Origin of the sequence: Halomonas profundus, assembly GCF_020865425.1 — a bacterium.
GTDB lineage: Bacteria > Pseudomonadota > Gammaproteobacteria > Pseudomonadales > Halomonadaceae > Vreelandella > Vreelandella titanicae.
Genome location: NZ_CP086344.1, coordinates 219,748 through 243,380, shown reverse-complemented (window position 1 = coordinate 243,380; position 23,633 = coordinate 219,748). Strand labels below are relative to the sequence as shown.

Sequence of the window (23,633 nt, the reverse complement as noted above, 5' to 3'; positions counted from 1 at the left end):
AATGGTTGGGGTGTTTTTTATGGCGATATAACGAAGATCAAACAACCGAAAGTTGCATTTTTTGCTGTCGATAAGGAGACTAGCACCCTCCCCCGTCACTTACCTTCACTGCGAAGAGCCCTTTCCCATGCGTCTAAACGCCGATTTTAGCCACTTTGCCTGTGTTACCCCGGAAGAGTATCAGTGGGTCGATTCCCCCAGCGCGGGGGTAGAGCGCATGATGTTTGACCGGATTGGTGATGAAGTTGCTCGCGCTACCAGCCTTGTGCGCTACGCCCCCAATACAAAGTTTGAGCGGCATACCCACGGCGGCGGCGAAGAGATTCTGGTATTGGAAGGCGTGTTCGCCGATGAGCATGGGCGCTACGCGGCGGGCAGCTACTTAAGAAACCCGATTGGCACCGGCCATACCCCGCAAATTGGCGAGGAAGGCGCGCTGATATTTGTCAAACTGCACCAGTTTGACCCCAACGACACGCTACAGTTGGCAGTGCCAGCGCATCGGCTGCCCTGGCAGCCTGATCGACGCCCGCGCATTGCCTATAAAATGCTGCACACCTACAAGCAGGAGCGCACCAGCCTAGAGCGCTGGTCGGCGGGCACCTCCATTACCTACCCCACGCTGCTGGGCGGGCTGGAGTTTTTGATTCTGGAAGGCACACTGAGCGATAGCGAGCAGAGTTACACGGCAGGCACCTGGTGCCGCTACCCCAGCGGTTCTGCTCCGGCACTTACCGCCGGTGATGATGGCGTCATGATGTACCTCAAACGCGGCCATCTGCCAGCTGCTTAGCTTCGCGACATACCCAGGAACGGCAGCAGCGTAAGGGCGGCAATAAGCCCCACTGCTAGCAGTACTAACACGACCTGCACCGGGTGAGCGGCCAAACGACGCCACAGTGTATCCGCGTCACCCCGCTCAACCGCCGCCTGGTGCTCGCGTTGGGCGCGCTCAAGGCGCTCCGCCTGGTAGGCCTCTAACGCCGCGATGGCAGCGTCGTGCTGATGTGGATTGCGCAGCCAAATCGCGTCAACGCCCAGGCGGAAAAAGCCCGCCTGGGTTTCATAGGTATCAAAGCCATGGGCAGCGAGCAGGTCACGCACCTCCATGGCCTCTTCGTCGGTCACATGGCGCAGCCGGAACAGTAGTTCAGCCATTGGCGTGCCTCAAGAGTCGCTCTTCCCCACCATCAGGTCTGCCTGAATCACTTCGATCCAGTAGCCGTCCGGGTCTTTAACGAAGATAACATCTTTCATCTTGCCCTGATCGGAGCGTTTGACGAAGGTGACGTCATGCTCGTCGAACCACGCCTGGGCCGCTGCCAAATCCGGTACGTTGAAGCAGATATGCCCAAAGCCCTGGGGTTCGGCATTGCCATCGTGATAGGCGAAATCTTCCTGGTCTTCAGTCCCCCAGTTGTGGGTCAGCTCCAGCAGCCCTTTCTGGCTAAACGTCCAGGTGGTACGCGCTTGCGCATCGTCCGGAACGCTATCGCTGGGTTCCAGGTTGGCCAGGAAGTAGAGCGAGAACTGCATCTCTTCGAAATCCAGCCGCCGCATCACCTGCATACCAAACACTTTTGAGTAGAACGCCAATGCCTGCTCAGGGTCTTTCACCCGCAGCATGGTGTGGTTTAAACGAAACCCTTGAGTTTGGGGCGGCGTAGCCACGACGCCGGGATGCTGCTCGCCTTGAAAACTCATTTTGCTCTCCTATCGCTGATGTTGATCATTGAATCCATTGAGCTTCACGTACCGCTTACCATGGGGGCTTTATGACCATAATAACAGCCCTTACAAGCACGTAGGCAGTGTCGTATCGAGGTGCCGATAAGCGCACTGGCAATACTAAACAAAAACCCTACACTTATTCTTCATAAGCTTTACAAAAAGCAGTTCCCGCAACATGAGTGATGCCCCACCTTTGAGGCGTCCACAGGAGTTTTCCATGAGTGCGATCGATATGACGCTGGGTGACCACCTGACGCTAAAACAGCTTTCCAATGCGCTTCACAACGGTTTTTCGCCGATTGTTGAAGTCGAGTCGATGGATGGAATCTACAAAGTGCGTTTTCACCATGCTAACGGCGTGTCTGAGCTGAGCGATAACAAGGGCCACGTCAGTACTTTTCTGGGCACGGGCGAAATCCGCGATACCCTGGGCCAACTGGGCTTGACCCACGGCGTGCTAACCTTCGCCGACCAGTGTGGTGACGAGATGATTGGGGTCGAGGGTAAAGCGATGACACCTGATGAAATGCTTACCTACGGTACGCGTATTTCGTTTCGTTAGATTGCTATCGTCCGCATCCGGGGCTTTACAGGGCTACTTCAGGCAAGGATAGTAATCCCTCGACAGGGGCGCCCTCCGTTACGGTTGGGCTGAGAAGCACCCTTTGAACCTGAACCGGATAACACCGGCGTAGGGAGTCGTGGTAACGCTTACCACCTCCCTGCCGGGAGGATGCTATGACCCTACGCCCGCTTGGCGATTACCTTGAGACGCTGCGCTCAGTGACACCGCTGGTTCACTGCATGACCAACTATGTGGCCATGAACAGCACTGCCAACCTGCTGTTAGCCACCGGCGCGTCGCCCGCCATGCTGCATGCGCCTGAAGAAGTGGCTGAATTCACGGCTATCTCCGCGGGGCTGTCGATTAATATCGGTACGATCTCTGCCCACTGGGCTGACGCTATGCTCACCGCCACAGCGACTGCCGATCAGCATGCCATTCCCTGGGTATTAGATCCCGTCGCCGTTGGCGCCACGCGCTATCGCCAAACGCTGTGCGCGAAGCTGCTGGCCGCTCAACCCAGCGTGATTCGTGGCAATGCGTCTGAAATTCTTGCCCTTAACGGTTTAGCTAGCCAAGGCCGCGGCGTGGACGCCACAGCCGCCACCGACCAAGCCGTGGACGCTGCAATAGCATTAGCGCAAAAACACGGCTGTATTGTCGCGATGACCGGTGAAAGCGACTGGGTGACGGACGGCACACAGCACTACCGCATTAACGGTGGCCATCCTTTGATGCCCCGCGTAACAACGCTTGGCTGTGGGCTGAGCGCGCTAGTGGCGGGATTTGTGGCTGCCAACCGCGACGCCCCACTGGGTGCAACGGCAGCCGCGCTGGCCTGCTTTGCGGTCACAGGAGAGCGTGCGGGCAGCCACGCCAACGGGCCTGGTAGCTTTCAAGTGGCACTGCTGGATGCGCTGTATCAACTCACCCCTGACGACCTCACTACTTATGCCCAACTGGAGGCAATCCATGCCGCTTGATCTATCGCTCTACTTGGTCACCGATGCCACGCTCTGCCGAGAGCATGGTTTGGAACAAACGGTTGAGGCAGCGGTAAAAGGCGGAGTCACCACCGTGCAGTTGCGTGACAAGCATGCCAGCGATGAACAGATGATTGCCCAAGCCAAACGGTTAAAAGCGCTTCTGGCAGGCACCGGAGTCCCGCTGATCATTAACGATCGTTTGCAGGTGGCACTAGAAAGCCAGGCAGATGGCCTGCATGTCGGTCAGAGCGACGCTGCCGTTCAGCAAGCGCGCCGGGTACTAGGTGAGCAAGCGATTATCGGCCTGTCGATCAATACTATCGCCCAGCTGCAAGTCTCTCCGTTTGAGCTACTCGATTATGTCGGGATTGGCCCCGTGTTTGCCACCGAGAGCAAACAAGATCACGCCCAGCCCATCGGCTTTGGCGGTTTAGCGGCGCTGGTCAAGGCGTGCCCACTGCCCAGCGTGGCCATTGGTGGGCTGAAAGCGAATCATGCGATTAGCGTACAGCGCGCGGGAGCGAACGGTTTAGCGGTGATATCGGCCATTTGTGGCCAGCCCGACCCTTACCAGGCAGCGCGCGCTTTTCAGATTTTCCAAGCCGATTCGGCGTCATGAATCAGTTAGAGCATATCGTCGCTTTTGTGCGGGTAGCCGAGTTGGGTAGCTATACCCGCGCTGCTGAAGCGCTGGATATTTCCCGCACTCGCGTATCCCGCCAAGTCATGGCACTGGAAGAGACATTGGGCGCGCGACTGATACAACGCACCACGCGACGACTACATCTCACTGAGGCCGGAGAACGCTATCTAGTCCGCGCCCAAGGGATACTGCAAGCGCTCGATGAGGCCGCCGCCGAGGTGGGCCAAGGTACCAGCGATGTGCGTGGGCGGCTGCGCGTTAATGGGCCGATGAGTTTTGGCACCCGCTACCTGGCGCCACTCGTCGCCCAGTTTATGCATACCCACCCGGCGCTGGAAGTGCGCCTGGATTTGAACGACCGCCGTGTCGACCTGCTTGAAGAGGGTTACGACGTAGCGATCCGTATCGGCAGCCTGCCCGACTCCAGCCTGGTGGCGCGCCGCCTGACCCGTTGCCGCCTACTGTTTTGCGCATCGCCTGAATATCTTGCCAACCACGGTGAACCCGACAGCGTTCAAGCCCTTGCCAAGCACCACTGCCTACGCTACCGCAGCGGCCAACAGAGCGCTGACTGGAAGATTGCCACGCAGTCATTGACGGTCAATGGCCCACTGGAAAGCAATAACGGCGATGTACTCACCCACGCCGCGGAAGCTGGCCTGGGCATCGCTCAGCAGCCCAGCTTTCTGGTCACAGAGAGTATCGCCAGCGGGCGTTTAGTGCCCATCTTGACCAATGAGCCAGCGGTACGGCTCGATGTTCATGCCCTCTACCCCGCCCGGCGCTACCTGCCCGCCAAGGTGGAGCGCTTCATCGACCTGCTCACCGAGGCGTGGGGCGATCCGCCAGTTTGGGAACAGAGCATTGGATTGTCGCCCATTACGCAACAGTGATGTGCAAAATACGCTGATTATCTCGATCTTATCCGGCTGTAAAGTAGCGTCATCAACCACTCGATGGAAGCTACTACGATGACAACGCATACTCACTCTGCCCCCTCTCTACAGCCCTCTGTACAGCACTCTTTACAACCCCAGGCCATCTCGCTACTGCGCGTCGCACTGGGTGTGATGGCCCTTGCTCACGGTTTGCTCAAGGTGTTTGTATTTACCCTACCGGGCACCGTCGGCTATTTTGAATCACTGGGTTTACCAGGGTTTCTGGCCTACCTGACCATTGCCGCGGAAGTGGGCGGTGGAGCCGCCCTGATTCTGGGTGTTTACACCCGCTGGGTGAGCCTGGCACTGGTGCCGGTACTGCTCGGCGCTGCTTGGGTGCATCTTGGCAACGGCTGGATGTTCTCAAATACCGGCGGCGGTTGGGAATTCCCGGTGTTCTGGACGCTGGCGTTAATCGTGCAAGCGGGCCTGGGCAGCGGCCGCTGGGTGTTAAGCAACCGATTCGCCTAACACCTAAAACTATCGCCTAACCCTATTGCCAGCGCTTGCTTACCGCCAGCGTTGGCCATGCTGCTGAGGAGACTCACTCATGTTACCTAGCCTGTTTATTTCCCATGGTTCGCCCATGCTGGCCCTCAATAAAACCCCGGCTCATGCCTTTCTACGCGAACTGGGTAGGCAGCTTGCGCCCAAGGCGGTGGTAGTGGTCTCAGCGCACTGGGAGAGCCTGGCGCTCAAGGTCAGCATCAGCGCCAAGCCAGAAACCATTCACGACTTTGGCGGCTTCCCACAGGCGCTTTTCGAGTGCCAGTATCCTGCCCCGGGTGAGCCGGAACTGGCTGAACGGCTGGCCGTGTTACTGGGCGCCGAGCGGGTAGAGCGCGGCCTGGATCACGGCGCCTGGGTGCCCCTTTCACTGATGTTTCCTGACGCCAATGTGCCGGTTGTCTCGCTGTCGCTTCCGGTGCGCTGGAGCAATGCGGAGCTGGCCACGCTGGGCGAGCGCCTGTCGGCTCTGCGGGAAGAGGGGATTTTGGTGATCGGCTCGGGCAGCCTGACCCATAACCTGTATGAAATCATGCCCCAGGAGAGCCCTGTGCCCGCCTGGGTAGATGAATTTGCCACTTGGGTAAGCGAGCGCCTTATCGCCAATGATCGTGAAGCGCTGCTTAGCTGGGAGCGCGCACCCTATGCGCAGGAGAACCACCCGACCCCTGAACACTTTCAGCCATTGCTGGTGGCCATGGGGGCAGGAGGCGACGCAAAACAGCTGCACCACAGCGTAGAGCACGGTGTGCTTGCGATGGACGTTTATGCGTTTAGCTGATCGCTACCCCTAACGATTCAGGTTGTGCTGCTCTGGAAGGCTTGAGATCACGCATTAACAGCGCAAACTCAAGCTGTTCAGGGGTAATGCTGACCTTGGGAACGGGGATTCGCACGCGATGCCCAGAACCAGGTGCTGCGCTCTGCGCTTCACCTCGCAAGTTCTCGATATGCTCAAGCACGAAGCGGTGATTACCACCTGGCAGCATCAGCTCCATGCCATCCCCCACTTCAAAGCGATTTTTAACCTCGACTTCCAACCTGCCACGAGCCGGATCGAAACCCAACACTTCACCGACGAACTGTTGGTGAACGCCGATCGAGTTCCCCTGCTCATAGCTTTGGAACTCACCGTGCACATGGCGTTGATAGAAACCTTCGGTGTACCCTCTATTCGCCAGGTTCTCAAGTTCATCCATTAGCCGTTTGTTAAAGGGGCGCCCAGCGACGGCGTCATCAATGGCTTGGCGATAAACTTGCGCTGTACGCGCGACGTAGTAATGGGACTTGGTGCGTCCTTCAATCTTTAGTGACGCCACACCCATTTGCGTCAGTCGAGCCACGTGCTGCACCGCGCGCAGATCCTTGGAGTTCATGATGTAGGTGCCGTGTTCATCTTCATGCACAGGCATCAGCTTGCCAGGGCGGGAAACGTCTTCAATCAGCGCCGAAAGCTCGTCTGGGCTGCCGGCCGCAGCGCTACCACTTCCTTGGGCGGCTATTAAGTCGCCCGTGTCATCGTGGGTTGCCGCTATGGTGTTGTATTTCCAGCGACACGCGTTGGTGCAGGTGCCTTGATTAGGGTCGCGATGATTGAAATAACCCGACAGCAGGCAACGCCCTGAATAGGCGATACACAGTGCGCCGTGAACAAAGGTTTCGATCTCTAAGCCTGGGCACTGTTCGCGTATTTCGCCGATCTCTTCCAGTGATAGCTCCCTAGACAAAATGATGCGGCTGATACCCTGCCGCTGCCAGAATTGGGCGGCAGCCCAGTTGACGACGTTCGATTGCACTGAGAGGTGGATAGGTTGATCCGGCCAGCGGTCACGAACCATCATAATCAAACCGGGATCCGACATAATCAGCGCATCGGGCCCTGCCTCGATCACCGGCGCCATATCCTGAAGGTAGGTTTTCAGTTTGCTGTTGTGAGGGGCAATGTTGGAGGCAACGTAAAACTGCTTGCCTCGGGCATGGGTATACTCGATACCACGATGTAAGTTATCAATTTTAAAATCGTTGTTGCGCACCCTGAGAGAATAGCGTGGCTGCCCTGCGTAGACCGCATCGGCCCCATAGGCAAAGGCGTAACGCATGTTCTTGAAGGTGCCCGCAGGGGAAAGGAGCTCGGGAGCTTGCTTCAGTCGTTCGGGGGCTTGCATAGACAGTCACCGTGATCAGGACGATGGCTCGCAGCGGACTGCGATGAAAGGCCAGGATTATAACCAGCCCAAATCCGCCGTTTTGGCAAGCTCACCGCTTCCGTGACCTAGATCAAAAAGTGGCGGTAGAGTGACGTCAGTTAAGCGGTAGGACGACGTTTAAGGGTTGTCCTACGGTCGTGATACGCCACCGCTAACCCGCTGCCCATTATCAAGGCGCTGCCTACCCAGACCCAGAGATCCGGCATTTCACCCCAGAACCACCAGCCCAGCAGTACCGCCCAGAGCATAGCGGTGTAATCAAACGGCGCGGCGATGGCCGCAGGAGCAAACCGAAAGGCCAAGGTGATGAAAGCGGTGGCCGCAACGCCCAATATTCCGGAGGCGAAAAAGCCTACCCAGTGCCACGGCTGGGGTGTCTGCCACACCCATGGCAGCGTTAGCGCGGTCACCACCAGCGGCACACAGGTCATGTAAAACAGCATTGCCCAGAGGTGTTCGCGGGCGCCGTAGCGCCGGGCGGTAATCATCATCAGCGCATAGAATAGCGCCGCCCCCACCAATACCAGCGCGCCCATCTGAAACGCATCGCCGTTGGGCCGCACCACGATCAGCACCCCCGCAAACCCCACCAAGGATGCGATCAGCACCGGTGGATCAATGCGCTCACCCAACAATGGCACCGAAAGCAGGGTCACAAACAGCGGCGCCACAAAGGCAATCGCCGTGGCCTCCGCCAGGGGGAGCAGCGTTAGCCCCCATACGAAACAGACCATGGTGGCGGTATAAATCAATCCGCGCAGCAAATGGACGCCCGGCCGTTTCGTACGCAGCTTGCGTAACCCACCGGCAAAATGGGCAAGCAGCGCAATCAGCGGTAGCGATATCAAGGCACGGAAGAAAATAATCTGCAGTGGCGAGTGCACTTCACCTAACCACTTGGAAACAGCGTCGCCTAGGGCGAGGAAAAGAACGCCCAAACACATGCAGAGTATGCCTTTCAGCGAGGTTGTCACCGCGATCTCCCTGTTCACTGGTCAATACAAAGTGCCAAAAAAGAAAAACCCCGCCAATTAACCATTGGCGGGGTGATGACGGCCCACCCCCTTACAAGCTGGCGTTAACGACCATACAGTCCATACCTTGGGAGTGCAGCTCACGGCACGCTTGGCGAGCGCGCTGCTCGTCCAATGCCATTAGCCGGGCGCGATAAACCGGGTTTTGGCCCTCTACCGTGTCTACAGCAATGCGTCCGCCTAAAGTCTGTGCAATCCGCTGAGCCGCCTGCTGCGCCAATTGCCGTGCCTGGGCTTCACGACTGAAAGCACCCACTTGCACCCCCCAGCCGCCGCCCGTTTCATTGACAGAGGCCATCTTGCGTTCACGCTCAATGAACGCTTGAAGTGGGTCGGGCTGTGGATCTTCGCTTGCCGGCGTTGGGCGCTGAATGGTGACGATATCGGCTAGCTGTTCTTCAAGATCGACAACCGGCGTTGAGGGGGTAGAGTTACTCGATGGTGACAATGTTGACGTTTCGACCACCGCCAGCAGGGGTTGGCGTGGCGCTGGCTGCTGTGGTGCCACCGGCTGAGCAGGGGGTGCAAAGGCCATAAATTCCCGCGAGAAGCTGGTGTCGCCCATCCAGCTTTGCTGGTCGCGTAGGGACGCACGCAAGAAGCTACGATCCAGCAGATTGGCCATATGGGTATCCCGGGACTGGGATGAAAAACCACCCATGACGACGCCCACCAGCCGCCGATCACCGCGCACTGCGGTAGTGGCCACGTTAAAGCCAGAGGCGCGAATGAACCCCGTTTTTAGGCCATCGGCACCTGGGTAGTCACGCACCAATCGATTGTGGCTGGTGTGCCGGGTGCCGCGATAGGTAAACTCTTGCAGGCCGAAGTAATGGTAGTACTGGGGGAAGTCCTGCATCACGCGTACCGAAAGCGTGAGCATATCCCGCGCGGTGGTGATTTGGCCGTCATCCGGCAAGCCAGAGGCATTGCGAAAGGTGGTGGCATGCATGCCAAGCTCGCGTGCCTTGGTGGTCATCATTTGCGCAAAGTGGGCTTCGCTGCCGCCCAGGGCTTCGGCAACCACTGCGGCAACATCATTGGCAGAGCGAACCGCGAGTGCGCGAATAGCGGTATCCACCGGAATTGAGCTGCCCGCCGCCAGCCACAGTTTGACAGCAGGCTTGGCGGCAGCGTAATGGGAAACCGGCAAGGGTTGGTCCAAGCGCAGCGTACCCTCTTCTAACGCTTCAAAGGTTAGATAGAGCGTCATCATTTTGGTAAGCGACGCAGGATAGCGCTGATCGTCAATATTCTCGGCGTAAAGCACTTCGCCATTGTCCAGATCAACGACAATACCCGCATAGCGCGGGTTGTCGGCATGCGCAGTAGTGACCATCGCAAGTATGAGCAGCATTAGCATACTCAAAAACCCTATCGCCGACGCTCCCCCGGCAGCGCTTTTTATCCTCGCATACATACCTGCCCCTTGCTTGTTATCAATGCGCTAGTTCGAATCGCTGTTTAACCAACCTGCCGCTGCTTAACTACCATGCCACACTCAAGCTACAACACAAGGCTTGCCCAAGCGGCACGCGACGCTTACTCAATTTAATAATAGGCCGAGTATAGGGTATTAGTACGAAGAATAGACGCCGTTAAGTGTAGAAAACAGAAGATAAATGCGCCCATAAAAAAACCGACCACTGAGGGTCGGTTTTCATTCGCTACCAAAGAGGCCTGGCGCAGAGGATTACTCTTCTGCAGCGGCTTCTTCAACAACCGGACGGTCAACTAGTTCAACGAACGCCATAGGCGCGTTGTCGCCGGTGCGGAAACCGCACTTGAGAATACGGACGTAACCGCCCGGACGCTCGGCATAACGCGGACCCAATTCGTTGAACAGTTTGCCGACGGCTTCTTTAGAGCGCGTGCGGGCAAACGCCAAACGACGGTTTGCAACGCTATCCTGCTTAGACAAGGTGATCAGCGGCTCGATTACGCGACGCAGCTCCTTGGCTTTCGGCAGGGTTGTCTTAATGACTTCATGTTCGACCAGCGAGACAGACATGTTCTTGAACATGGCCTGACGATGCGAGCTGGTGCGATTCAGATGACGACCACTCTTACGATGACGCATGGTTGTAATTCCTTACCAAACTGGGACTCAAGTCGACGCTCACGCGGAGGCTTTGTCGTCCTTCAGGCTTGCCGGTGGCCAATTTTCCAACCGCATGCCAAGGGACAAGCCGCGAGCCGCCAATACATCTTTGATTTCATTCAAAGACTTTTTACCGAGGTTCGGTGTCTTCAACAGCTCAACTTCTGTGCGCTGGATAAGATCACCGATGTAGTAAATATTCTCGGCTTTTAGGCAGTTCGCGCTACGAACAGTCAACTCAAGATCGTCTACGGGGCGCAATAGAATTGGATCGACATGATCCTCTTCCTCTTCGACTTCCTGTTCTTTATCAGCTTCCAGGTCGACGAAGGCGGCCAGCTGCTCTTGCAGGATGGTCGCACTGCGACGGATAGCCTCTTCCGGATCCAGGGTACCGTCGGTTTCCAGATCGATAATTAGCTTATCGAGGTCGGTGCGCTGCTCGACACGAGCGGCCTCAACCGAGTAGGAAACACGGCGGACAGGGCTGAAGGTGGCATCCAGCTGCAGGCGGCCAATGGCACGTGACTCTTCATCAGAGCCGCGCGCGTCAGCCGGTTCGTAGCCACGACCCAGCGCTACCTTAAGCTGAATTTTCAGCTCGGCACCTTCATTGACATGAGCAATGACGTGGTCCGGGTTGACGATTTCGACGCTATGATCAAGCGCAATGTCGCCAGCGGTGACGACGGCTGGGCCCTGCTTGTTCAGCGTGAGCACCGCCTCATCGCGGCTGTGCATCTTGATCGCAACATCTTTCAAGTTCAGGAGGATTTCAATGACATCTTCCTGCACCCCTTCAAGCGCACTGTATTCATGCTCGACGCCGGCGATTTCAGCCTCTACCACGGCACAGCCGGGCATGGACGAAAGCAGAATGCGACGTAGTGCATTCCCCAGGGTGTGACCAAAGCCACGCTCGAACGGTTCGAGCACGATTTTGGCGTGATGTGCGCTGATTTCTTCGACCTTGATGTCGCGAGGACGGAGAAACTCTGTCACTGAACGCTGCATATGAACACCTTTCAGGCTGCCAAACGGATACTTGGTACTCGGTAAGATCTGGTGCGGGCTTTAAACCGGCACCAGATTGACAAGAAACAGAAAACTGCTTACTTGGAGTACAGCTCGACGATCAGGTTTTCGTTGATGTCGGCAGACAGGTCACCGCGTTCAGGCAGAGCCTTGAAAGTGCCTTCCATCTTCTTGGCGTCGATTTCGATCCAAGCGATATCGCCACGGTTGGCCGCAATGGACAACGCGCTTTGAATACGTGCTTGGTTTTTCGCCTTTTCGCGAATGGAAACAACGTCACCCGGCTTCACTTGATAGGAAGCAACGTTAACGGTGCGGCCGTTCACGGAAATCGCTTTGTGGCTGACCAGCTGACGCGCTTCAGAGCGAGTCGAGCCGAAGCCCATGCGGTAGACGACATTATCCAGTCGGGATTCGAGCAACTGCAACAATACTTCACCGGTCGCACCTTTCAGGCGAGCGGCTTCTTTGTAGTAGTTACGGAACTGTTTTTCGAGTACGCCATACATGCGACGTACTTTTTGCTTCTCGCGAAGCTGCAAGCCGTAGTCTGAAAGACGCTGACGACGCTGGCCGTGTACACCCGGGATCTGCTCGGATTTACACTTTTTCTCGAAGGGAGTAACACCACTCTTCAAAAAGAGGTCGGTGCCTTCACGACGAGACAGTTTGCACTTCGGTCCAATATAACGAGCCATGAATCTGTCTCCTTAAACGCGGCGTTTCTTAGGCGGACGGCAGCCATTATGGGGAATGGGCGTCGCGTCTACGATGCTTTGCACGCGGAAGCCGGCGGCATTCAGTGCGCGCACGGCGGATTCACGACCGGGACCTGGGCCTTTAACCAGTACATCTACGTTTTTCACACCATACTCGGCTGCAGCAGTTGCTGCACGTTCGCTTGCCACTTGAGCAGCGAACGGGGTGCTCTTGCGAGAACCACGAAAACCCGAACCACCGGCAGTCGCCCAAGAAAGAGCGTTGCCCTGGCGGTCTGTGATCGTCACGATCGTGTTGTTAAAAGAGGCATGGATATGCGCAATCGCATCCACTACCTGCTTTTTAACCTTTTTACGGTTACTACGCGGGTTAGCCATGTTGATGTCTATTCCTGTCTTTACGCCAGAACGTGCGTGTTATTTGCGGATCGGCTTACGCGGGCCCTTACGGGTGCGCGCGTTAGTCTTAGTCCGCTGACCACGCAGCGGAAGACTACGACGATGACGCAGACCACGGTAGCAGCCTAAGTCCATGAGACGCTTAATGTTAAGCGTGACATCACGACGAAGGTCGCCTTCTACGGTGTACTTGCCAACTTCAGAACGCAGGGTGTCGACTTCTTCAGAAGACAGATCCTGGATCTTGGCAGTAGGCGCGATACCGGCTGCAGCACAGATGTGCTCAGCACGGGTACGGCCAATCCCGAAGATATAGGTCAGCGAGATCGCCGCATGCTTGTTGTCCGGGATATTGACGCCTGCAATACGGGCCATCAGCTTACTCCGAAATTTGAGCGGCTTGCTCGTTTATTCATCTACAAAAGGCGCAACAGCATACCCCATCATTTGCCCTAAGGCAAGGGGTATGCTGGCACCCGCTTAATACAACCCAGGCTATTAACCCTGGCGTTGTTTGTGCCGTGGCTCGCTGCAGATGACGCGGACAGCGCCATTGCGACGAATGATCTTGCAGTTACGGCACATTTTCTTTACGGAAGCTCGAACTTTCATCGATCTTTCTCCAAAAACCGGCTCGCGGCGCGCCCTCTCTAACTAAATAGGGGTGGACGGCGCCTCAGCGCATGATACCGCCGCTACCGTAGCCTTTCAGGTTGGACTTCTTCATCACTGAGTCATACTGATGCGACATGAGATGCGACTGCACCTGGGCCATGAAGTCCATGATGACCACGACTACGATTAACAACGAGGTACCGCCGAAGAAAAACGGCACGTTCCACGCCACAATCAAGAACTGGGGCATCAAGGAAACCGCAGTGATATACAAGGCACCGAACAGGGTCAAACGTGTCATGACCTTGTCGATATAGCGAGCGGTCTGCTCGCCGGGGCGAATGCCCGGCAGGAAAGCGCCTGACTTTTTAAGATTGTCAGCCACATCCTTGGGGTTGAAGACCAGCGCTGTGTAAAAGAAGCAGAAGAATACCACTGCCGCCGCGAAAAGCAAGATGTAAAGCGGTTGACCTGGGCCTAATGCCTGAGATGCACGCTGCAACCACTCCATACCTTCACCGGCACCTACCCACTGACCAATAGAGGCCGGGAAAAGCAGGATACTGGAGGCAAAAATCGCCGGAATAACACCGGCCATGTTGACCTTCAAAGGCAGGTAGCTACTTTGCCCTGCATACATCTTATTGCCCACTTGTCGCCGAGGGTAATTAACTTTGAGACGGCGTTGGCCGCGCTCAATGAAAACCACAAAGGCGACAGTCGCAATACCTAACACTGACAGCGCTAACAGCGGCAGAACATTCCAGGCCCCTTCATTACGGGCAAGCTCGAAGGCTTGGCCCACGGCACTGGGCAGTCCAGCGACAATACCGGCGAAGATCAGCAGCGAAATACCGTTGCCGATGCCCTTCTCGGTAATCTGCTCACCTAGCCACATCATAAACACCGCGCCCGATACAAACGTAATCACGGCGGTGAAATAGAAGCTGAAGTCAGCACTGTACGCGATGCCTTGGCTAGCCAGACCGACGGACATGCCGGTAGCCTGGACAAACGCCAGTATCACCGTGCCGTAGCGGGTGTACTGGCTAATCTTGCGGCGGCCAGCCTCACCCTCTTTCTTGAGCTGCTCAAGATGAGGGGAGACCGCAGTCATGAGCTGCATGATAATCGACGCCGATATATAGGGCATTATACCCAGGGCGAGAACACTCATGCGCTCCAGGGCGCCACCCGAGAACATGTTAAACATGCCCAGAATGGTGCCCTGTTGCTCCCTAAACAAGGCAGCAAGCTGGTCAGGATTGATACCGGGAACGGGAATGTGGGCACCAATACGGTACACCACGATGGCGAGGAGCACGAAGCGCAAACGCGCCCACAGTTCACTCAGACCGCTGCCCATCGCCGGCATTTTTCCTGACTTGGCCATTTAGTCCTCTACCTTGCCGCCAGCGGCTTCGATCGCTTCACGGGCACCTTTGGTGACCTTGATTCCGCGAACGGTAACCGCCGTTTTCAGTTCGCCAGAAAGGATGATCTTCGCGTGTAGCGTAGAGTCCTTTAGCACGTTGGCTTCTTTCAAAGATGCCAGGGTGACTTCGCCACCGGCAACTTTAGCAAGCTCAGCCAGGCGTACTTCTTCAGAGACCAGAGATTTTGCAGACGTAAAGCCGAATTTCGGCAAACGACGCTGCAAAGGCATCTGACCGCCTTCGAAACCGGGCTTAACACTGCCGCCACTACGTGACTTCTGACCTTTGTGACCACGGCCACCGGTCTTACCAAGACCGGAACCGATGCCACGACCAACGCGCTTTGCAGCGTGTTTGGAGCCCGGAGCCGGGCTTAGGTTATTGAGTTTCATGGATTACTCTCCCTCAACGCGCACAAGGTAGTTCACCTTGTGGATCATGCCGCGTACGGCAGGGGTGTCTTCCAGTTCAACCGTATGACCGATGCGACGCAGGCCCAAGCCTTTCATAGTAGCCTTGTGCTTGGGCATAATGCCGATGGTGCTGCGGATCTGGGTAACCTTGATCGTTGCTGCCATGGTGCCTTACCCCGTGATCGCTTCGACAGACAGACCGCGCTTGGCGGCCACGTCTTCCGGTGCTTGCATGGAGGAGAGACCTTTAACAGTCGCTCGTACCACGTTAACCGGGTTGGTGGAACCGTAGCACTTGGCCAGTACGTCGTGGACACCGGCGAGCTCTAATACAGAGCGCATGGCGCCACCGGCGATGATACCGGTACCTTCGGAAGCCGGCTGCATGTACACCTTGGAAGCACCGTGACGGGCTTTGACCGGGTACTGCAGCGTATGGCCAGCAAGGTTCACCTTGACCATGTTGCGACGAGCTTGATCCATCGCTTTCTGGATTGCGACAGGCACTTCACGCGCCTTGCCACGACCGAAACCGACACGACCTTTACCATCACCAACGACGGTCAGTGCGGTGAAGCCGAAAATACGACCACCCTTGACCACCTTGGCGACGCGGTTGACCTGCACTAACTTCTCTTGCAGATCACCGCTTTGCTGTTCGTTCTTCGCCATCGTAAAACCCTTTAGAATTCCAGGCCGCCTTCACGTGCGGCGTCGGCCAGCGCCTTGACGCGGCCGTGATACTTAAAGCCAGCACGGTCGAAGGCCACCTGGGTGATGCCTGCTTCTTTAGCGCGTTCAGCAATCAGAGCACCCACTTTAGAGGCCGCATCTGAGTTGCCGGTCGCACCCTCGCGCAGTACTTTGTCCAGCGTAGAAGCACTGGCTAGCACTTTGCCACCATCCGGCGAGATAATCTGCGCATAGATGTGACGCGGGGTACGGTTGACGCACAGGCGATACACGCCCAGCTCGCGGATCTTTGCGCGAGCGCGGCGGGCACGACGGAGACGAGATTCTTTCTTCGCGTTCATAACCCTGCCTTACTTCTTCTTGGCTTCTTTGCGACGCACCTGCTCGTCGGCGTACCGAACACCCTTGCCTTTATACGGCTCGGGGGGACGGAAGGCGCGGATTTCCGCGGCGCACTGGCCGAGCATCTGCTTATCCGCGCTTTTCAGCACGATAACGGTGTTCTTCGGCGTTTCCGCTGAGACACCTTTAGGCAGTTCATAGTCGACCGGGTGCGAGAAGCCCAGTGAAAGATTGAGCGTCTGGCCCTTAGCTTGGGCACGATAACCGACGCCAACAATTTCGAGAGTTCTTGTGAAACCCTCGGATACGCCCGTTACCAGGTTCTGAACTAAGGCGCGGGTAGTACCGGCCATGGCCCAGCTCTTGGCAGACTCACTCGGGGCGAAGGTCAGCTGGCCATCTTCTTGACCGACCACTACATCAGAGTGGATGGTCATAGATAGCGTGCCCTGGCCGCCTTTGGCGGTCAGCTGGTCAGCATTGATTTTAATCTCAACGCCGGCAGGCACTTTAACCGGATATTTCGCTATGCGGGACATTCCAGCCTCCTAGAATACGGTGCAGATGACTTCGCCACCGACACCCGCTTGGCGCGCGGCACGATCGGTCATGACACCATTGGATGTGGTGACAATCGCGATACCCAGGCCATCGGCAACCTTAGGCAAGTTATCCTTGCCCATGTAGCGGCGCAGGGACGGCTTGGAAACCCGCTGAATGTGCTCAATGACCGGCTTACCCTCAAAGTACTTGAGAGTTACGGTTAGCTCGGGCTTAGCGCCCTCCGCTACCGCAAAGTCGGCAATGTAGCCTTCTTCCTTTAGCACTCGGGCCACTTGCACTTTCAACTTGGAGGACGGCATGGTAGCCGTCTCCTTGGTGGCCATCTGCGCATTGCGGATACGGGTAAACATATCCGCCAGAGTGTCTTGCATGCTCATTTAATGTGCGCTCCTGATAATTCTACGTGGCGTTACCAACTGGATTTTTTCAACCCAGGAACGTCGCCACGCATGGCGGCTTCACGCAGCTTGTTACGGCCAAGGCCGAACTTGTTGTAAAAACCGTGCGGACGACCGGTGATACGGCAGCGGTTACGCTGACGCACCGGGCTTGAGTCGCGCGGCAGTTGCTGCAGCTTCAGCGTCGCCTCGAAGCGGTCTTCCTCAGACGTGTTCACGTCTGAGATGATCTTCTTGAGTTCAGCGCGCTTGGTCGCATACTTCGCGACCAGCTGAGTACGCTTAAGCTCACGCTCTACCATACTTTTCTTAGCCATGATCTCGCCCCTATTTCTTGAACGGGAAGTTCAGCGCGGTTAGTAGCGCACGACCTTCCTCGTCGGTTTTGGCGGTCGTAGTGATAGTGACGTCCAACCCCCGGATGCGATCGATTTTATCATACTCGATCTCCGGGAAGATGATCTGCTCACGCACACCCATGGAGTAGTTACCACGACCGTCGAAAGACTTCGGGTTGAGACCACGGAAGTCACGCACGCGGGGAATCGCGATGTAAACCAAACGGTCCAAGAAGTCCCACATACGCTCAGCGCGCAGAGTTACCTTGATGCCGATTGGCCAACCTTCGCGCACCTTGAAGCCCGCGATGGACTTACGTGCCTTGGTCACCAACGGTTTTTGACCAGAGAGTTTCTCTAGATCGCCGATGGCATTGTCAATCAACTTTTTATCGTTGACTGCTTCGCCGATACCCATGTTCAGAGTCACTTTCGTGATCCGGGGTACCTGCATAACGTTGGCATAGCTGAACTCTTCTTTGAGTTGAGCTGCTACCTCGTTTTGATAACGTTCTTTCAAGTTCGCCATTGTGCTACCCGACTCGCGTTAGGCGTCGATCTGCGTCTGCGTCGACTTGTAGATACGTACCTTGGTACCGTCTTCCTTCACTTGGAAGCCGACGCGATCCGCCTTACCGGTCTCCGAATTGAAGATGGCTACGTTGGACGCGTGAATCGGAGCCTCACGCTCGACGATACCGCCCTGATTACCCGCCATGGGATTTGGCTTGGTGTGACGCTTAATCATGTTCACACCGGACACCAAAAAGCGGTTTTCTAATACCCGCTTAACGGTGCCACGCTTGCCTTTATCCTTCCCGGCGATGACGATGACTTCATCGTCACGTTTGATCTTTTGCATATCCGCCTCGCTCCTTACAGCACTTCAGGCGCTAAGGAAATGATCTTCATGAACTTTTCATTACGAAGTTCACGAGTCACCGGCCCAAAAATACGGGTACCGATGGGCTGTTCGTTGGTGTTATTCAACAAAACTGCCGCATTTCCATCGAAACGGATGAGCGAACCGTCGGGACGACGGACGCCACTACGGGTCCGGACCACGACCGCTTTTAGCACCTGGCCTTTTTTGACCTTGCCACGCGGAATCGCTTCCTTAACCGTGACCTTGATGATATCACCAACGCGAGCGTAACGACGATGTGAACCGCCTAACACCTTGATGCACTGCACCCGGCGCGCTCCGCTGTTGTCGGCGACATCCAGCATTGTCTGAGTCTGAATCATCGGTTTTCTCCAAACCTAATCTGACTGCACTGATTGACAGGCCTTGGGATTAACCCTTGGCGTGTTCAACCACCTCGACCAGCGTCCAGGCTTTCTTCTTGGAAAGCGGACGGCACTCCTGAATGGAAACCGTATCGCCTGCCTTAGCCTGGTTCGCCTCATCATGGGCGTGCAGCTTGGTGGAGCGCTTAACGTATTTTCCGTAGATCGGGTGACGCTCGCGCCGCTCGATCATGACGACGATGGACTTGTCCATCTTATCGCTCACCACTTTACCGGTGAGCGTACGCTTTGTGTTTTCTTCGGCCATCTCAATCACCTGCCTTCTCGTTGAGCAAAGTCTTAACGCGGGCGATATCCCGGCGGACCTGCTTGAGCAGATGAGTCTGGCTCAGTTGGCCAGTGGCCTTCTGCATGCGCAGGTTAAACTGCTCGCGGAGGAGTTCGAGGAGTTGCTCCTGGAGCTCTCCTGCGGACTTTTCACGAATTTCCTGGGCTTTCATCACATCACCGTCCGTTTCGCAAAGGTGGTGGATAAGGGCATTTTCTGTGCGGCAAGCTCAAACGCTTCACGAGCGAGCTCTTCCGACACGCCTTCAATTTCATACAGGACCCGACCCGGTTGGATCTGGGCAACCCAGTACTCAACAGAACCTTTACCTTTACCCATACGAACTTCGAGCGGCTTCTTGGAGATCGGCTTATCAGGGAAGACGCGGATCCAGATTTTACCGCCACGCTTTACGTGACGTGTGATCGCACGACGGCCTGCTTCGATCTGACGCGCAGTGATGCGGCCGCGACCAGTAGCTTTAAGGCCGTATTCCCCGAAGCTGATCTTGCTTCCGCGATGCGCTAGGCCACGGTTGCGGCCTTTCATCATCTTGCGGAATTTCATACGCTTGGGCTGTAACATCGACTCGCTCTCCCCTTACCTGGAACCTTTCTTCTTGGGCGCGTTGCCGGCAGGCTGTTGTTTAGCCTTGGCACGTACTTCCTCGATACCGCCGAGGATTTCACCCTTGAAGATCCACACTTTGACGCCGATAACGCCATAGGTGGTGTGAGCTTCGTAAGTGGCGTAGTCGATATCCGCACGCAACGTGTGCAGCGGAACGCGACCTTCGCGGTACCATTCGGTACGTGCGATTTCAGCGCCACCAAGACGACCTGACAGCTGAATCTTGATGCCACCAGCGCCAAGACGCATTGCGTTCTGTACCGCGCGCTTCATAGCACGACGGAACATGACGCGACGCTCAAGCTGACCCGCTACGTTAGCAGCGACTAGCTTGGCATCCAGCTCCGGCTTGCGAACTTCTTCGATGTTCACATGCACGGGAACGCCCATCATCTGGGTGAGATCGCGACGCAGACGGTCGACATCTTCACCTTTCTTACCAATCACGATACCCGGACGGGCAGTGTGAATGGTGATACGGGCATTGTTCGCCGGACGCTCGATGTGGATGCGGCTAACAGAGGCGCTTTTAAGACGCTCTTCCAGGAAGCTACGCACTTCGAGATCGTTATTGAGCTTATCGGCGTAAGCGCCGCGCTCAGCATACCAGACAGAAGCATGGTCTTTGACGATGCCCAGTCGAATGCCTGTTGGATTGACTTTCTGACCCATCGGTCGACTCCTACTTCTCGGCTACCTTGACGGTGATGTGGCACGTGCGCTTCAAGATACGATCCGCACGCCCCTTGGCACGCGGCTTGATACGCTTGAGCGTCATGCCCTCATCGACGCAGATGGTCGAGACACGCAGCTCGTCAATATCCATGCCGTTATTTTCTTCCGCGTTTGCAATCGCGGATTGCAGCACCTTCTTAACCAGCTTGGCAGCCTTCTTCGGTGAGAAGGTCAGCAGGTCGAGTGCCTCGGCGACAGGTTTACCGCGCACCTGGTCAGCCACCAAACGGGCCTTCTGGGCGGATAAACGAGCGCCAAGCAGCTTAGCTGTGACTTCCATCTCTCAATCCTCTCTGGCTTACCGTTTGGCTTTTTTATCCGCCGCATGCCCGCGATAAGTGCGAGTAGCAGCGAATTCGCCCAATTTGTGGCCAACCATTTCCTCGGAGACGTGCACCGGGACGTGTTGGCGACCGTTATGGACCGCGATAGTGAGGCCTACCATATTGGGCAGGATCATAGAACGACGCGACCAAGTCTTGATCGGTTTGCGATCGTTCTTCTCCACTGCAACCTCTACCTTCTTCAAAAGATGAAGGTCAATGAAGGGACCTTTCTTTAGTGAACGTGGCACAGCCGTTACCTCTTAATGTCTTGGCAATGTAGATCAACGCGTCTTATTACGACGACGAATGATCAGCTTGTCGGTGCGCTTGTTCTTACGCGTCTTATGACCCTTAGTCGGCACACCCCATGGGGATACCGGGTGACGACCACCACTGGTGCGGCCTTCGCCACCACCGTGCGGGTGATCGACTGGGTTCATCGCGACACCGCGAACAGTCGGACGCACACCTCTCCAGCGCTTCGCACCGGCCTTGCCAAGTTGACGCAGGCTGTGCTCTGAGTTGCTCACTTCACCCAAGGTCGCGCGGCACTCGGCCAACACTTTACGCATTTCGCCAGAGCGAAGACGCAGGGTGGCATAGTTACCTTCACGAGCAACCAGCTGGGCGCTTGTACCGGCACTGCGAGCAATCTGCGCGCCTTTACCCGGCTTGAGTTCGATGCAGTGCACCGTAGAACCCAACGGGACGTTGCGCAGCGGCAAGGCATTGCCTTTCTTGATTGACGCGTTAACACCAGATTCCAGCACGTCACCCGCGCTGACACCTTTCGGTGCAATGATGTAACGACGCTCACCATCGGCATACTTCAGCAGCGCAATGTGCGCACTGCGGTTGGGATCGTGCTCAAGACGCTCAACGGTGGCAGGAATGCCATCCTTGGTGCGTTTGAAATCGATCAACCGATAGTGGTGACGATGACCACCGCCCACGTGGCGGGTGGTGATACGACCGTAGTTGTTACGGCCGCCGGACTTGGACTGTTTTTCTAAAAGCGGTGCATAGGCACGGCCTTTAAACAGTTCCTCGCCAACGATCTTGACGACGTGGCGACGACCGGCGGAAGTGGGTTTGGTCTTGACGATTGCCATTATCCGTACTCCTGCCCTTATTCGGCGCCAGAGAAGTCTTCGAGCGTTTCACCCGCAGCCAGGGTCACATACGCTTTGCGGTAACCCTTACGCAGGCCAACGCCGTTCGCAGTACGTTTTGTTTTACCCTTCATGTTCAGTACCTGAACACTGCCGACCTTTTTGCCGAAGAGTGCTTCAACGGCCTTTTTGATCTCGGGCTTGGTAGCATCAGATGCCACCTTGAAAACGTACTGGTTGCGCTCGGCTGCCATTGCGGCCTTTTCGGTCACGTGCGGCCCAAGCAGAACCTTAAATACGCGTTCCTGGTTCATGCCAGCTTCTCCTCGAATTTACGCAGGGCGGAGACGGTAATCAGCACCTTATCAAAGGCTACCAGGCTTACCGGGTCAGCTGCCGCGACATCCACCACGTCGACGTGGGGAAGGTTGCGTGCGGCCAAATAGAGCTTTTCGTCAACTTCTTCAGTGACGATCAACACTTTTTCAAGGTTGAGCTCTTTTAGCTTGGCAGCTACCTGCTTGGTCTTAGGCGCATCGACGACGAACTCTTCAATCGCGACTAAACGCTCTTGACGTACCAGCTCTGACAAGATGGAGCGCATCGCTGCACGGTACATCTTGCGGTTAACCTTCTGGGTGTAGTCTTGCGGACGCGCCGCGAAGGTTACGCCACCACTACGCCATAGCGGAGAGCGGATGGTACCGGCACGTGCACGACCGGTGCCTTTCTGACGCCACGGCTTTTTACCACCGCCACGAACGTCGGAACGACTCTTTTGTGCGCGGGTTCCCTGACGACCAGCCGCCAAATAGGCAGTGACAACCTGGTGAACGAGCGCTTCGTTGAATTCTTTGCCAAAAGTGGCGTCGGCTACTTCAACGGTACCCGCGCCTGCAGCAAGATTCAGATTCATTGGTAATTATCCCCTTCAGCCTGCTTTCACGGCGCTGCGAACGATAACGTCACTACCGGGAGCACCCGGTACGGCGCCTTTAATCAGCAGCAGGTTACGCTCGGCGTCAACACGGACGATCTCAAGGCTCTGCACGGTGCAACGGGCGTTACCCATTTGACCGGCCATCTTTTTGCCTTTGAAAACGCGACCCGGAGTCTGACACATGCCGATAGAGCCCGGCGCGCGATGCGACAGAGAGTTACCGTGAGTCATATCTTGGGTACGGAAATTCCAGCGCTTAACAGCACCCTGGAAGCCTTTACCCTTAGAGGTGCCAGTCACGTCAACCATTTGACCAGCTTCGAAGAGGGATACGGTGAGTTCGCCGCCTACTTCAGGAATCTCTTCGCCTTCTGCAAGACGAAACTCCATCAGTGCACGACCAGCTTCAACACCCGCCTTGGCAAACTGACCCGCTTGCGCTTTGGTGAGGTGCTTAGCTTTACGAGAGCCAGATGTGACCTGAATCGCTGCGTAACCGTCAGACTCGACAGATTTAACGCGTGTAACACGATTAGGATCAACTTCAATAACGGTTACGGGCACAGACGCGCCGTCTTCGGTAAAGACACGGGTCATCCCGGCCTTTTTACCGACTAAACCGATAGTCATACTCAGTCTCCTATAGT

The 23,633-nt window shown here is 56.2% G+C and carries 39 protein-coding genes and 1 riboswitch; of the genes, 7 read left to right on the top strand and 32 right to left on the bottom strand.

Features of this window, described 5'->3' with window-relative positions:
* Positions 1-127 precede the first annotated feature (127 nt).
* A complete protein-coding gene (locus tag LMS44_RS01135) occupies positions 128-793 on the top strand; it encodes a cupin domain-containing protein (protein ID WP_022520852.1) in 666 nt (221 codons plus the stop codon).
* On the opposite strand, the gene LMS44_RS01130 is transcribed toward LMS44_RS01135, so the two are convergent.
* Both LMS44_RS01130 and gloA read right to left on the bottom strand, forming a co-directional pair.
* Positions 790-1,158: a DUF6164 family protein gene (locus LMS44_RS01130; protein ID WP_027958804.1), complete on the bottom strand. Its 369-nt coding sequence runs from the start codon at positions 1,156-1,158 to the stop codon at positions 790-792. The genes LMS44_RS01135 and LMS44_RS01130 overlap by 4 nt on opposite strands.
* A 9-nt stretch (positions 1,159-1,167) precedes the next feature.
* The gene (gene gloA, locus LMS44_RS01125) at positions 1,168-1,704 is read right to left on the bottom strand and encodes a lactoylglutathione lyase (protein ID WP_278369136.1); all 537 of its coding nucleotides are present in this window, start codon (positions 1,702-1,704) and stop codon (positions 1,168-1,170) included.
* 244 nt (positions 1,705-1,948) lie between these two features.
* Between gloA and LMS44_RS01120 the strand changes: the two genes are divergently transcribed.
* The 6 genes from LMS44_RS01120 (at position 1,949) to LMS44_RS01095 (ending at position 6,151) form a co-directional block, all read left to right on the top strand.
* Positions 1,949-2,293, top strand: a complete 345-nt coding sequence (locus tag LMS44_RS01120) for a hypothetical protein (RefSeq protein WP_022520854.1) — start codon at positions 1,949-1,951, stop codon at positions 2,291-2,293.
* Positions 2,294-2,347: 54 nt separating this feature from the next.
* A riboswitch (TPP riboswitch) is annotated at positions 2,348-2,446 on the top strand.
* Positions 2,447-2,469: 23 nt separating this feature from the next.
* Positions 2,470-3,279: a hydroxyethylthiazole kinase gene (thiM, locus tag LMS44_RS01115; protein WP_278369135.1), complete on the top strand. Its 810-nt coding sequence runs from the start codon at positions 2,470-2,472 to the stop codon at positions 3,277-3,279.
* Positions 3,269-3,901 (top strand): thiamine phosphate synthase, encoded by a 633-nt coding sequence (gene thiE / locus LMS44_RS01110; RefSeq protein WP_022520856.1) that lies wholly within the window; start codon positions 3,269-3,271, stop codon positions 3,899-3,901. The genes thiM and thiE overlap by 11 nt, the downstream gene beginning before the upstream one ends.
* Positions 3,898-4,818, top strand: coding sequence for a LysR family transcriptional regulator (locus tag LMS44_RS01105; protein ID WP_022520857.1), 921 nt, complete (start codon positions 3,898-3,900; stop codon positions 4,816-4,818). Before thiE ends, LMS44_RS01105 begins: the two co-directional genes overlap by 4 nt.
* A 78-nt stretch (positions 4,819-4,896) precedes the next feature.
* Positions 4,897-5,334, top strand: coding sequence for a DoxX family protein (locus LMS44_RS01100; RefSeq protein WP_022520858.1), 438 nt, complete (start codon positions 4,897-4,899; stop codon positions 5,332-5,334).
* A 79-nt stretch (positions 5,335-5,413) separates the two neighbouring features.
* The gene (locus LMS44_RS01095; protein WP_022520859.1) at positions 5,414-6,151 is read left to right on the top strand and encodes a DODA-type extradiol aromatic ring-opening family dioxygenase; all 738 of its coding nucleotides are present in this window, start codon (positions 5,414-5,416) and stop codon (positions 6,149-6,151) included.
* Here LMS44_RS01095 and trhP read toward each other — a convergent pair.
* From trhP to rplC, 30 genes are all read right to left on the bottom strand, one after another.
* Positions 6,144-7,535: a prephenate-dependent tRNA uridine(34) hydroxylase TrhP gene (gene trhP / locus LMS44_RS01090; RefSeq protein ID WP_022520860.1), complete on the bottom strand. Its 1,392-nt coding sequence runs from the start codon at positions 7,533-7,535 to the stop codon at positions 6,144-6,146. The two genes, LMS44_RS01095 and trhP, sit on opposite strands and share 8 nt — an antisense overlap.
* Before the next feature lie 140 nt (positions 7,536-7,675).
* Positions 7,676-8,551, bottom strand: coding sequence for a DMT family transporter (locus LMS44_RS01085; RefSeq protein ID WP_022520861.1), 876 nt, complete (start codon positions 8,549-8,551; stop codon positions 7,676-7,678).
* Between the two features lie 91 nt (positions 8,552-8,642).
* Positions 8,643-9,974, bottom strand: coding sequence for a D-alanyl-D-alanine carboxypeptidase family protein (locus LMS44_RS01080; protein WP_053856922.1), 1,332 nt, complete (start codon positions 9,972-9,974; stop codon positions 8,643-8,645).
* A 330-nt stretch (positions 9,975-10,304) separates the two neighbouring features.
* Entirely contained in the window at positions 10,305-10,691 is a 387-nt protein-coding gene (rplQ, locus tag LMS44_RS01075) for a 50S ribosomal protein L17 (protein WP_008959150.1), read from the bottom strand.
* Positions 10,692-10,730: 39 nt separating this feature from the next.
* Positions 10,731-11,726: a DNA-directed RNA polymerase subunit alpha gene (locus LMS44_RS01070; RefSeq protein WP_009288137.1), complete on the bottom strand. Its 996-nt coding sequence runs from the start codon at positions 11,724-11,726 to the stop codon at positions 10,731-10,733.
* Positions 11,727-11,824: 98 nt separating this feature from the next.
* Complete coding sequence (rpsD, locus tag LMS44_RS01065) at positions 11,825-12,445, bottom strand: 30S ribosomal protein S4 (RefSeq protein ID WP_008959152.1); 621 nt, start codon at positions 12,443-12,445, stop codon at positions 11,825-11,827.
* A gap of 12 nt (positions 12,446-12,457) precedes the next feature.
* A complete protein-coding gene (gene rpsK, locus LMS44_RS01060; RefSeq protein ID WP_007111985.1) occupies positions 12,458-12,844 on the bottom strand; it encodes a 30S ribosomal protein S11 in 387 nt (128 codons plus the stop codon).
* A gap of 39 nt (positions 12,845-12,883) precedes the next feature.
* On the bottom strand, positions 12,884-13,240 hold the full coding sequence (gene rpsM / locus LMS44_RS01055) for a 30S ribosomal protein S13 (RefSeq protein WP_022520863.1): 357 nt from the start codon (positions 13,238-13,240) through the stop codon (positions 12,884-12,886).
* 123 nt (positions 13,241-13,363) lie between these two features.
* On the bottom strand, positions 13,364-13,477 hold the full coding sequence (rpmJ, locus tag LMS44_RS01050) for a 50S ribosomal protein L36 (RefSeq protein WP_008959154.1): 114 nt from the start codon (positions 13,475-13,477) through the stop codon (positions 13,364-13,366).
* Between the two features lie 64 nt (positions 13,478-13,541).
* Positions 13,542-14,873 (bottom strand): preprotein translocase subunit SecY, encoded by a 1,332-nt coding sequence (secY, locus tag LMS44_RS01045; protein ID WP_008959155.1) that lies wholly within the window; start codon positions 14,871-14,873, stop codon positions 13,542-13,544.
* A complete protein-coding gene (gene rplO, locus LMS44_RS01040; protein ID WP_009288138.1) occupies positions 14,874-15,308 on the bottom strand; it encodes a 50S ribosomal protein L15 in 435 nt (144 codons plus the stop codon).
* 3 nt (positions 15,309-15,311) lie between these two features.
* On the bottom strand, positions 15,312-15,494 hold the full coding sequence (gene rpmD, locus LMS44_RS01035; RefSeq protein WP_022520864.1) for a 50S ribosomal protein L30: 183 nt from the start codon (positions 15,492-15,494) through the stop codon (positions 15,312-15,314).
* Between the two features lie 6 nt (positions 15,495-15,500).
* Positions 15,501-16,001, bottom strand: coding sequence for a 30S ribosomal protein S5 (gene rpsE / locus LMS44_RS01030; RefSeq protein ID WP_007111990.1), 501 nt, complete (start codon positions 15,999-16,001; stop codon positions 15,501-15,503).
* 11 nt (positions 16,002-16,012) lie between these two features.
* Positions 16,013-16,363, bottom strand: coding sequence for a 50S ribosomal protein L18 (rplR, locus tag LMS44_RS01025; protein WP_022520865.1), 351 nt, complete (start codon positions 16,361-16,363; stop codon positions 16,013-16,015).
* A gap of 9 nt (positions 16,364-16,372) precedes the next feature.
* On the bottom strand, positions 16,373-16,903 hold the full coding sequence (gene rplF / locus LMS44_RS01020) for a 50S ribosomal protein L6 (RefSeq protein ID WP_009288139.1): 531 nt from the start codon (positions 16,901-16,903) through the stop codon (positions 16,373-16,375).
* A 9-nt stretch (positions 16,904-16,912) separates the two neighbouring features.
* A complete protein-coding gene (gene rpsH / locus LMS44_RS01015; protein WP_007111993.1) occupies positions 16,913-17,305 on the bottom strand; it encodes a 30S ribosomal protein S8 in 393 nt (130 codons plus the stop codon).
* Positions 17,306-17,337: 32 nt separating this feature from the next.
* On the bottom strand, positions 17,338-17,643 hold the full coding sequence (rpsN, locus tag LMS44_RS01010; RefSeq protein ID WP_022520866.1) for a 30S ribosomal protein S14: 306 nt from the start codon (positions 17,641-17,643) through the stop codon (positions 17,338-17,340).
* Between the two features lie 10 nt (positions 17,644-17,653).
* Positions 17,654-18,193 (bottom strand): 50S ribosomal protein L5, encoded by a 540-nt coding sequence (gene rplE, locus LMS44_RS01005; RefSeq protein WP_007111995.1) that lies wholly within the window; start codon positions 18,191-18,193, stop codon positions 17,654-17,656.
* 18 nt (positions 18,194-18,211) lie between these two features.
* A complete protein-coding gene (gene rplX / locus LMS44_RS01000) occupies positions 18,212-18,526 on the bottom strand; it encodes a 50S ribosomal protein L24 (RefSeq protein WP_007111996.1) in 315 nt (104 codons plus the stop codon).
* 14 nt (positions 18,527-18,540) lie between these two features.
* Positions 18,541-18,912: a 50S ribosomal protein L14 gene (gene rplN / locus LMS44_RS00995; RefSeq protein ID WP_008959163.1), complete on the bottom strand. Its 372-nt coding sequence runs from the start codon at positions 18,910-18,912 to the stop codon at positions 18,541-18,543.
* Positions 18,913-18,961: 49 nt separating this feature from the next.
* Complete coding sequence (gene rpsQ, locus LMS44_RS00990; RefSeq protein ID WP_007111998.1) at positions 18,962-19,222, bottom strand: 30S ribosomal protein S17; 261 nt, start codon at positions 19,220-19,222, stop codon at positions 18,962-18,964.
* A 1-nt stretch (position 19,223) separates the two neighbouring features.
* Positions 19,224-19,415 carry a 50S ribosomal protein L29 gene (gene rpmC / locus LMS44_RS00985; protein WP_007111999.1) on the bottom strand — a complete coding sequence of 64 codons (192 nt, stop codon included), beginning with the start codon at positions 19,413-19,415 and terminating at the stop codon, positions 19,224-19,226.
* Positions 19,415-19,828: a 50S ribosomal protein L16 gene (rplP, locus tag LMS44_RS00980; RefSeq protein WP_007112000.1), complete on the bottom strand. Its 414-nt coding sequence runs from the start codon at positions 19,826-19,828 to the stop codon at positions 19,415-19,417. Before rplP ends, rpmC begins: the two co-directional genes overlap by 1 nt.
* A gap of 15 nt (positions 19,829-19,843) precedes the next feature.
* Entirely contained in the window at positions 19,844-20,545 is a 702-nt protein-coding gene (gene rpsC, locus LMS44_RS00975; protein WP_009288141.1) for a 30S ribosomal protein S3, read from the bottom strand.
* A gap of 10 nt (positions 20,546-20,555) precedes the next feature.
* Positions 20,556-20,888, bottom strand: coding sequence for a 50S ribosomal protein L22 (gene rplV / locus LMS44_RS00970; protein ID WP_007112002.1), 333 nt, complete (start codon positions 20,886-20,888; stop codon positions 20,556-20,558).
* Positions 20,889-20,906: 18 nt separating this feature from the next.
* A complete protein-coding gene (rpsS, locus tag LMS44_RS00965) occupies positions 20,907-21,182 on the bottom strand; it encodes a 30S ribosomal protein S19 (RefSeq protein ID WP_013330996.1) in 276 nt (91 codons plus the stop codon).
* Between the two features lie 33 nt (positions 21,183-21,215).
* On the bottom strand, positions 21,216-22,046 hold the full coding sequence (gene rplB / locus LMS44_RS00960) for a 50S ribosomal protein L2 (RefSeq protein WP_008959166.1): 831 nt from the start codon (positions 22,044-22,046) through the stop codon (positions 21,216-21,218).
* A gap of 17 nt (positions 22,047-22,063) precedes the next feature.
* Complete coding sequence (rplW, locus tag LMS44_RS00955; RefSeq protein ID WP_008959167.1) at positions 22,064-22,360, bottom strand: 50S ribosomal protein L23; 297 nt, start codon at positions 22,358-22,360, stop codon at positions 22,064-22,066.
* Entirely contained in the window at positions 22,357-22,962 is a 606-nt protein-coding gene (gene rplD, locus LMS44_RS00950; protein ID WP_007112005.1) for a 50S ribosomal protein L4, read from the bottom strand. The genes rplW and rplD overlap by 4 nt, the downstream gene beginning before the upstream one ends.
* Positions 22,963-22,977: 15 nt before the next feature.
* Complete coding sequence (gene rplC, locus LMS44_RS00945) at positions 22,978-23,616, bottom strand: 50S ribosomal protein L3 (protein WP_009288142.1); 639 nt, start codon at positions 23,614-23,616, stop codon at positions 22,978-22,980.
* Positions 23,617-23,633: the final 17 nt, after the last annotated feature.

Coding starts and splice junctions, on each gene's coding strand:
- LMS44_RS01135 (WP_022520852.1), top strand. CDS start 128: ATGCGTCTAAACGCCGATTTTAGCCACTTTGCCTGTGTTACCCCGGAA.
- LMS44_RS01130 (WP_027958804.1), bottom strand. CDS start 1,158: ATGGCTGAACTACTGTTCCGGCTGCGCCATGTGACCGACGAAGAGGCC.
- gloA (WP_278369136.1), bottom strand. CDS start 1,704: ATGAGTTTTCAAGGCGAGCAGCATCCCGGCGTCGTGGCTACGCCGCCC.
- LMS44_RS01120 (WP_022520854.1), top strand. CDS start 1,949: ATGAGTGCGATCGATATGACGCTGGGTGACCACCTGACGCTAAAACAG.
- thiM (WP_278369135.1), top strand. CDS start 2,470: ATGACCCTACGCCCGCTTGGCGATTACCTTGAGACGCTGCGCTCAGTG.
- thiE (WP_022520856.1), top strand. CDS start 3,269: ATGCCGCTTGATCTATCGCTCTACTTGGTCACCGATGCCACGCTCTGC.
- LMS44_RS01105 (WP_022520857.1), top strand. CDS start 3,898: ATGAATCAGTTAGAGCATATCGTCGCTTTTGTGCGGGTAGCCGAGTTG.
- LMS44_RS01100 (WP_022520858.1), top strand. CDS start 4,897: ATGACAACGCATACTCACTCTGCCCCCTCTCTACAGCCCTCTGTACAG.
- LMS44_RS01095 (WP_022520859.1), top strand. CDS start 5,414: ATGTTACCTAGCCTGTTTATTTCCCATGGTTCGCCCATGCTGGCCCTC.
- trhP (WP_022520860.1), bottom strand. CDS start 7,535: ATGCAAGCCCCCGAACGACTGAAGCAAGCTCCCGAGCTCCTTTCCCCT.
- LMS44_RS01080 (WP_053856922.1), bottom strand. CDS start 9,974: ATGCTAATGCTGCTCATACTTGCGATGGTCACTACTGCGCATGCCGAC.
- rplQ (WP_008959150.1), bottom strand. CDS start 10,691: ATGCGTCATCGTAAGAGTGGTCGTCATCTGAATCGCACCAGCTCGCAT.
- LMS44_RS01070 (WP_009288137.1), bottom strand. CDS start 11,726: ATGCAGCGTTCAGTGACAGAGTTTCTCCGTCCTCGCGACATCAAGGTC.
- rpsD (WP_008959152.1), bottom strand. CDS start 12,445: ATGGCTCGTTATATTGGACCGAAGTGCAAACTGTCTCGTCGTGAAGGC.
- rpsK (WP_007111985.1), bottom strand. CDS start 12,844: ATGGCTAACCCGCGTAGTAACCGTAAAAAGGTTAAAAAGCAGGTAGTG.
- rpsM (WP_022520863.1), bottom strand. CDS start 13,240: ATGGCCCGTATTGCAGGCGTCAATATCCCGGACAACAAGCATGCGGCG.
- rpmJ (WP_008959154.1), bottom strand. CDS start 13,477: ATGAAAGTTCGAGCTTCCGTAAAGAAAATGTGCCGTAACTGCAAGATC.
- secY (WP_008959155.1), bottom strand. CDS start 14,873: ATGGCCAAGTCAGGAAAAATGCCGGCGATGGGCAGCGGTCTGAGTGAA.
- rplO (WP_009288138.1), bottom strand. CDS start 15,308: ATGAAACTCAATAACCTAAGCCCGGCTCCGGGCTCCAAACACGCTGCA.
- rpmD (WP_022520864.1), bottom strand. CDS start 15,494: ATGGCAGCAACGATCAAGGTTACCCAGATCCGCAGCACCATCGGCATT.
- rpsE (WP_007111990.1), bottom strand. CDS start 16,001: ATGGCGAAGAACGAACAGCAAAGCGGTGATCTGCAAGAGAAGTTAGTG.
- rplR (WP_022520865.1), bottom strand. CDS start 16,363: ATGAACGCGAAGAAAGAATCTCGTCTCCGTCGTGCCCGCCGCGCTCGC.
- rplF (WP_009288139.1), bottom strand. CDS start 16,903: ATGTCCCGCATAGCGAAATATCCGGTTAAAGTGCCTGCCGGCGTTGAG.
- rpsH (WP_007111993.1), bottom strand. CDS start 17,305: ATGAGCATGCAAGACACTCTGGCGGATATGTTTACCCGTATCCGCAAT.
- rpsN (WP_022520866.1), bottom strand. CDS start 17,643: ATGGCTAAGAAAAGTATGGTAGAGCGTGAGCTTAAGCGTACTCAGCTG.
- rplE (WP_007111995.1), bottom strand. CDS start 18,193: ATGGCGAACTTGAAAGAACGTTATCAAAACGAGGTAGCAGCTCAACTC.
- rplX (WP_007111996.1), bottom strand. CDS start 18,526: ATGCAAAAGATCAAACGTGACGATGAAGTCATCGTCATCGCCGGGAAG.
- rplN (WP_008959163.1), bottom strand. CDS start 18,912: ATGATTCAGACTCAGACAATGCTGGATGTCGCCGACAACAGCGGAGCG.
- rpsQ (WP_007111998.1), bottom strand. CDS start 19,222: ATGGCCGAAGAAAACACAAAGCGTACGCTCACCGGTAAAGTGGTGAGC.
- rpmC (WP_007111999.1), bottom strand. CDS start 19,415: ATGAAAGCCCAGGAAATTCGTGAAAAGTCCGCAGGAGAGCTCCAGGAG.
- rplP (WP_007112000.1), bottom strand. CDS start 19,828: ATGTTACAGCCCAAGCGTATGAAATTCCGCAAGATGATGAAAGGCCGC.
- rpsC (WP_009288141.1), bottom strand. CDS start 20,545: ATGGGTCAGAAAGTCAATCCAACAGGCATTCGACTGGGCATCGTCAAA.
- rplV (WP_007112002.1), bottom strand. CDS start 20,888: ATGGAAGTCACAGCTAAGCTGCTTGGCGCTCGTTTATCCGCCCAGAAG.
- rplB (WP_008959166.1), bottom strand. CDS start 22,046: ATGGCAATCGTCAAGACCAAACCCACTTCCGCCGGTCGTCGCCACGTC.
- rplW (WP_008959167.1), bottom strand. CDS start 22,360: ATGAACCAGGAACGCGTATTTAAGGTTCTGCTTGGGCCGCACGTGACC.
- rplD (WP_007112005.1), bottom strand. CDS start 22,962: ATGAATCTGAATCTTGCTGCAGGCGCGGGTACCGTTGAAGTAGCCGAC.
- rplC (WP_009288142.1), bottom strand. CDS start 23,616: ATGACTATCGGTTTAGTCGGTAAAAAGGCCGGGATGACCCGTGTCTTT.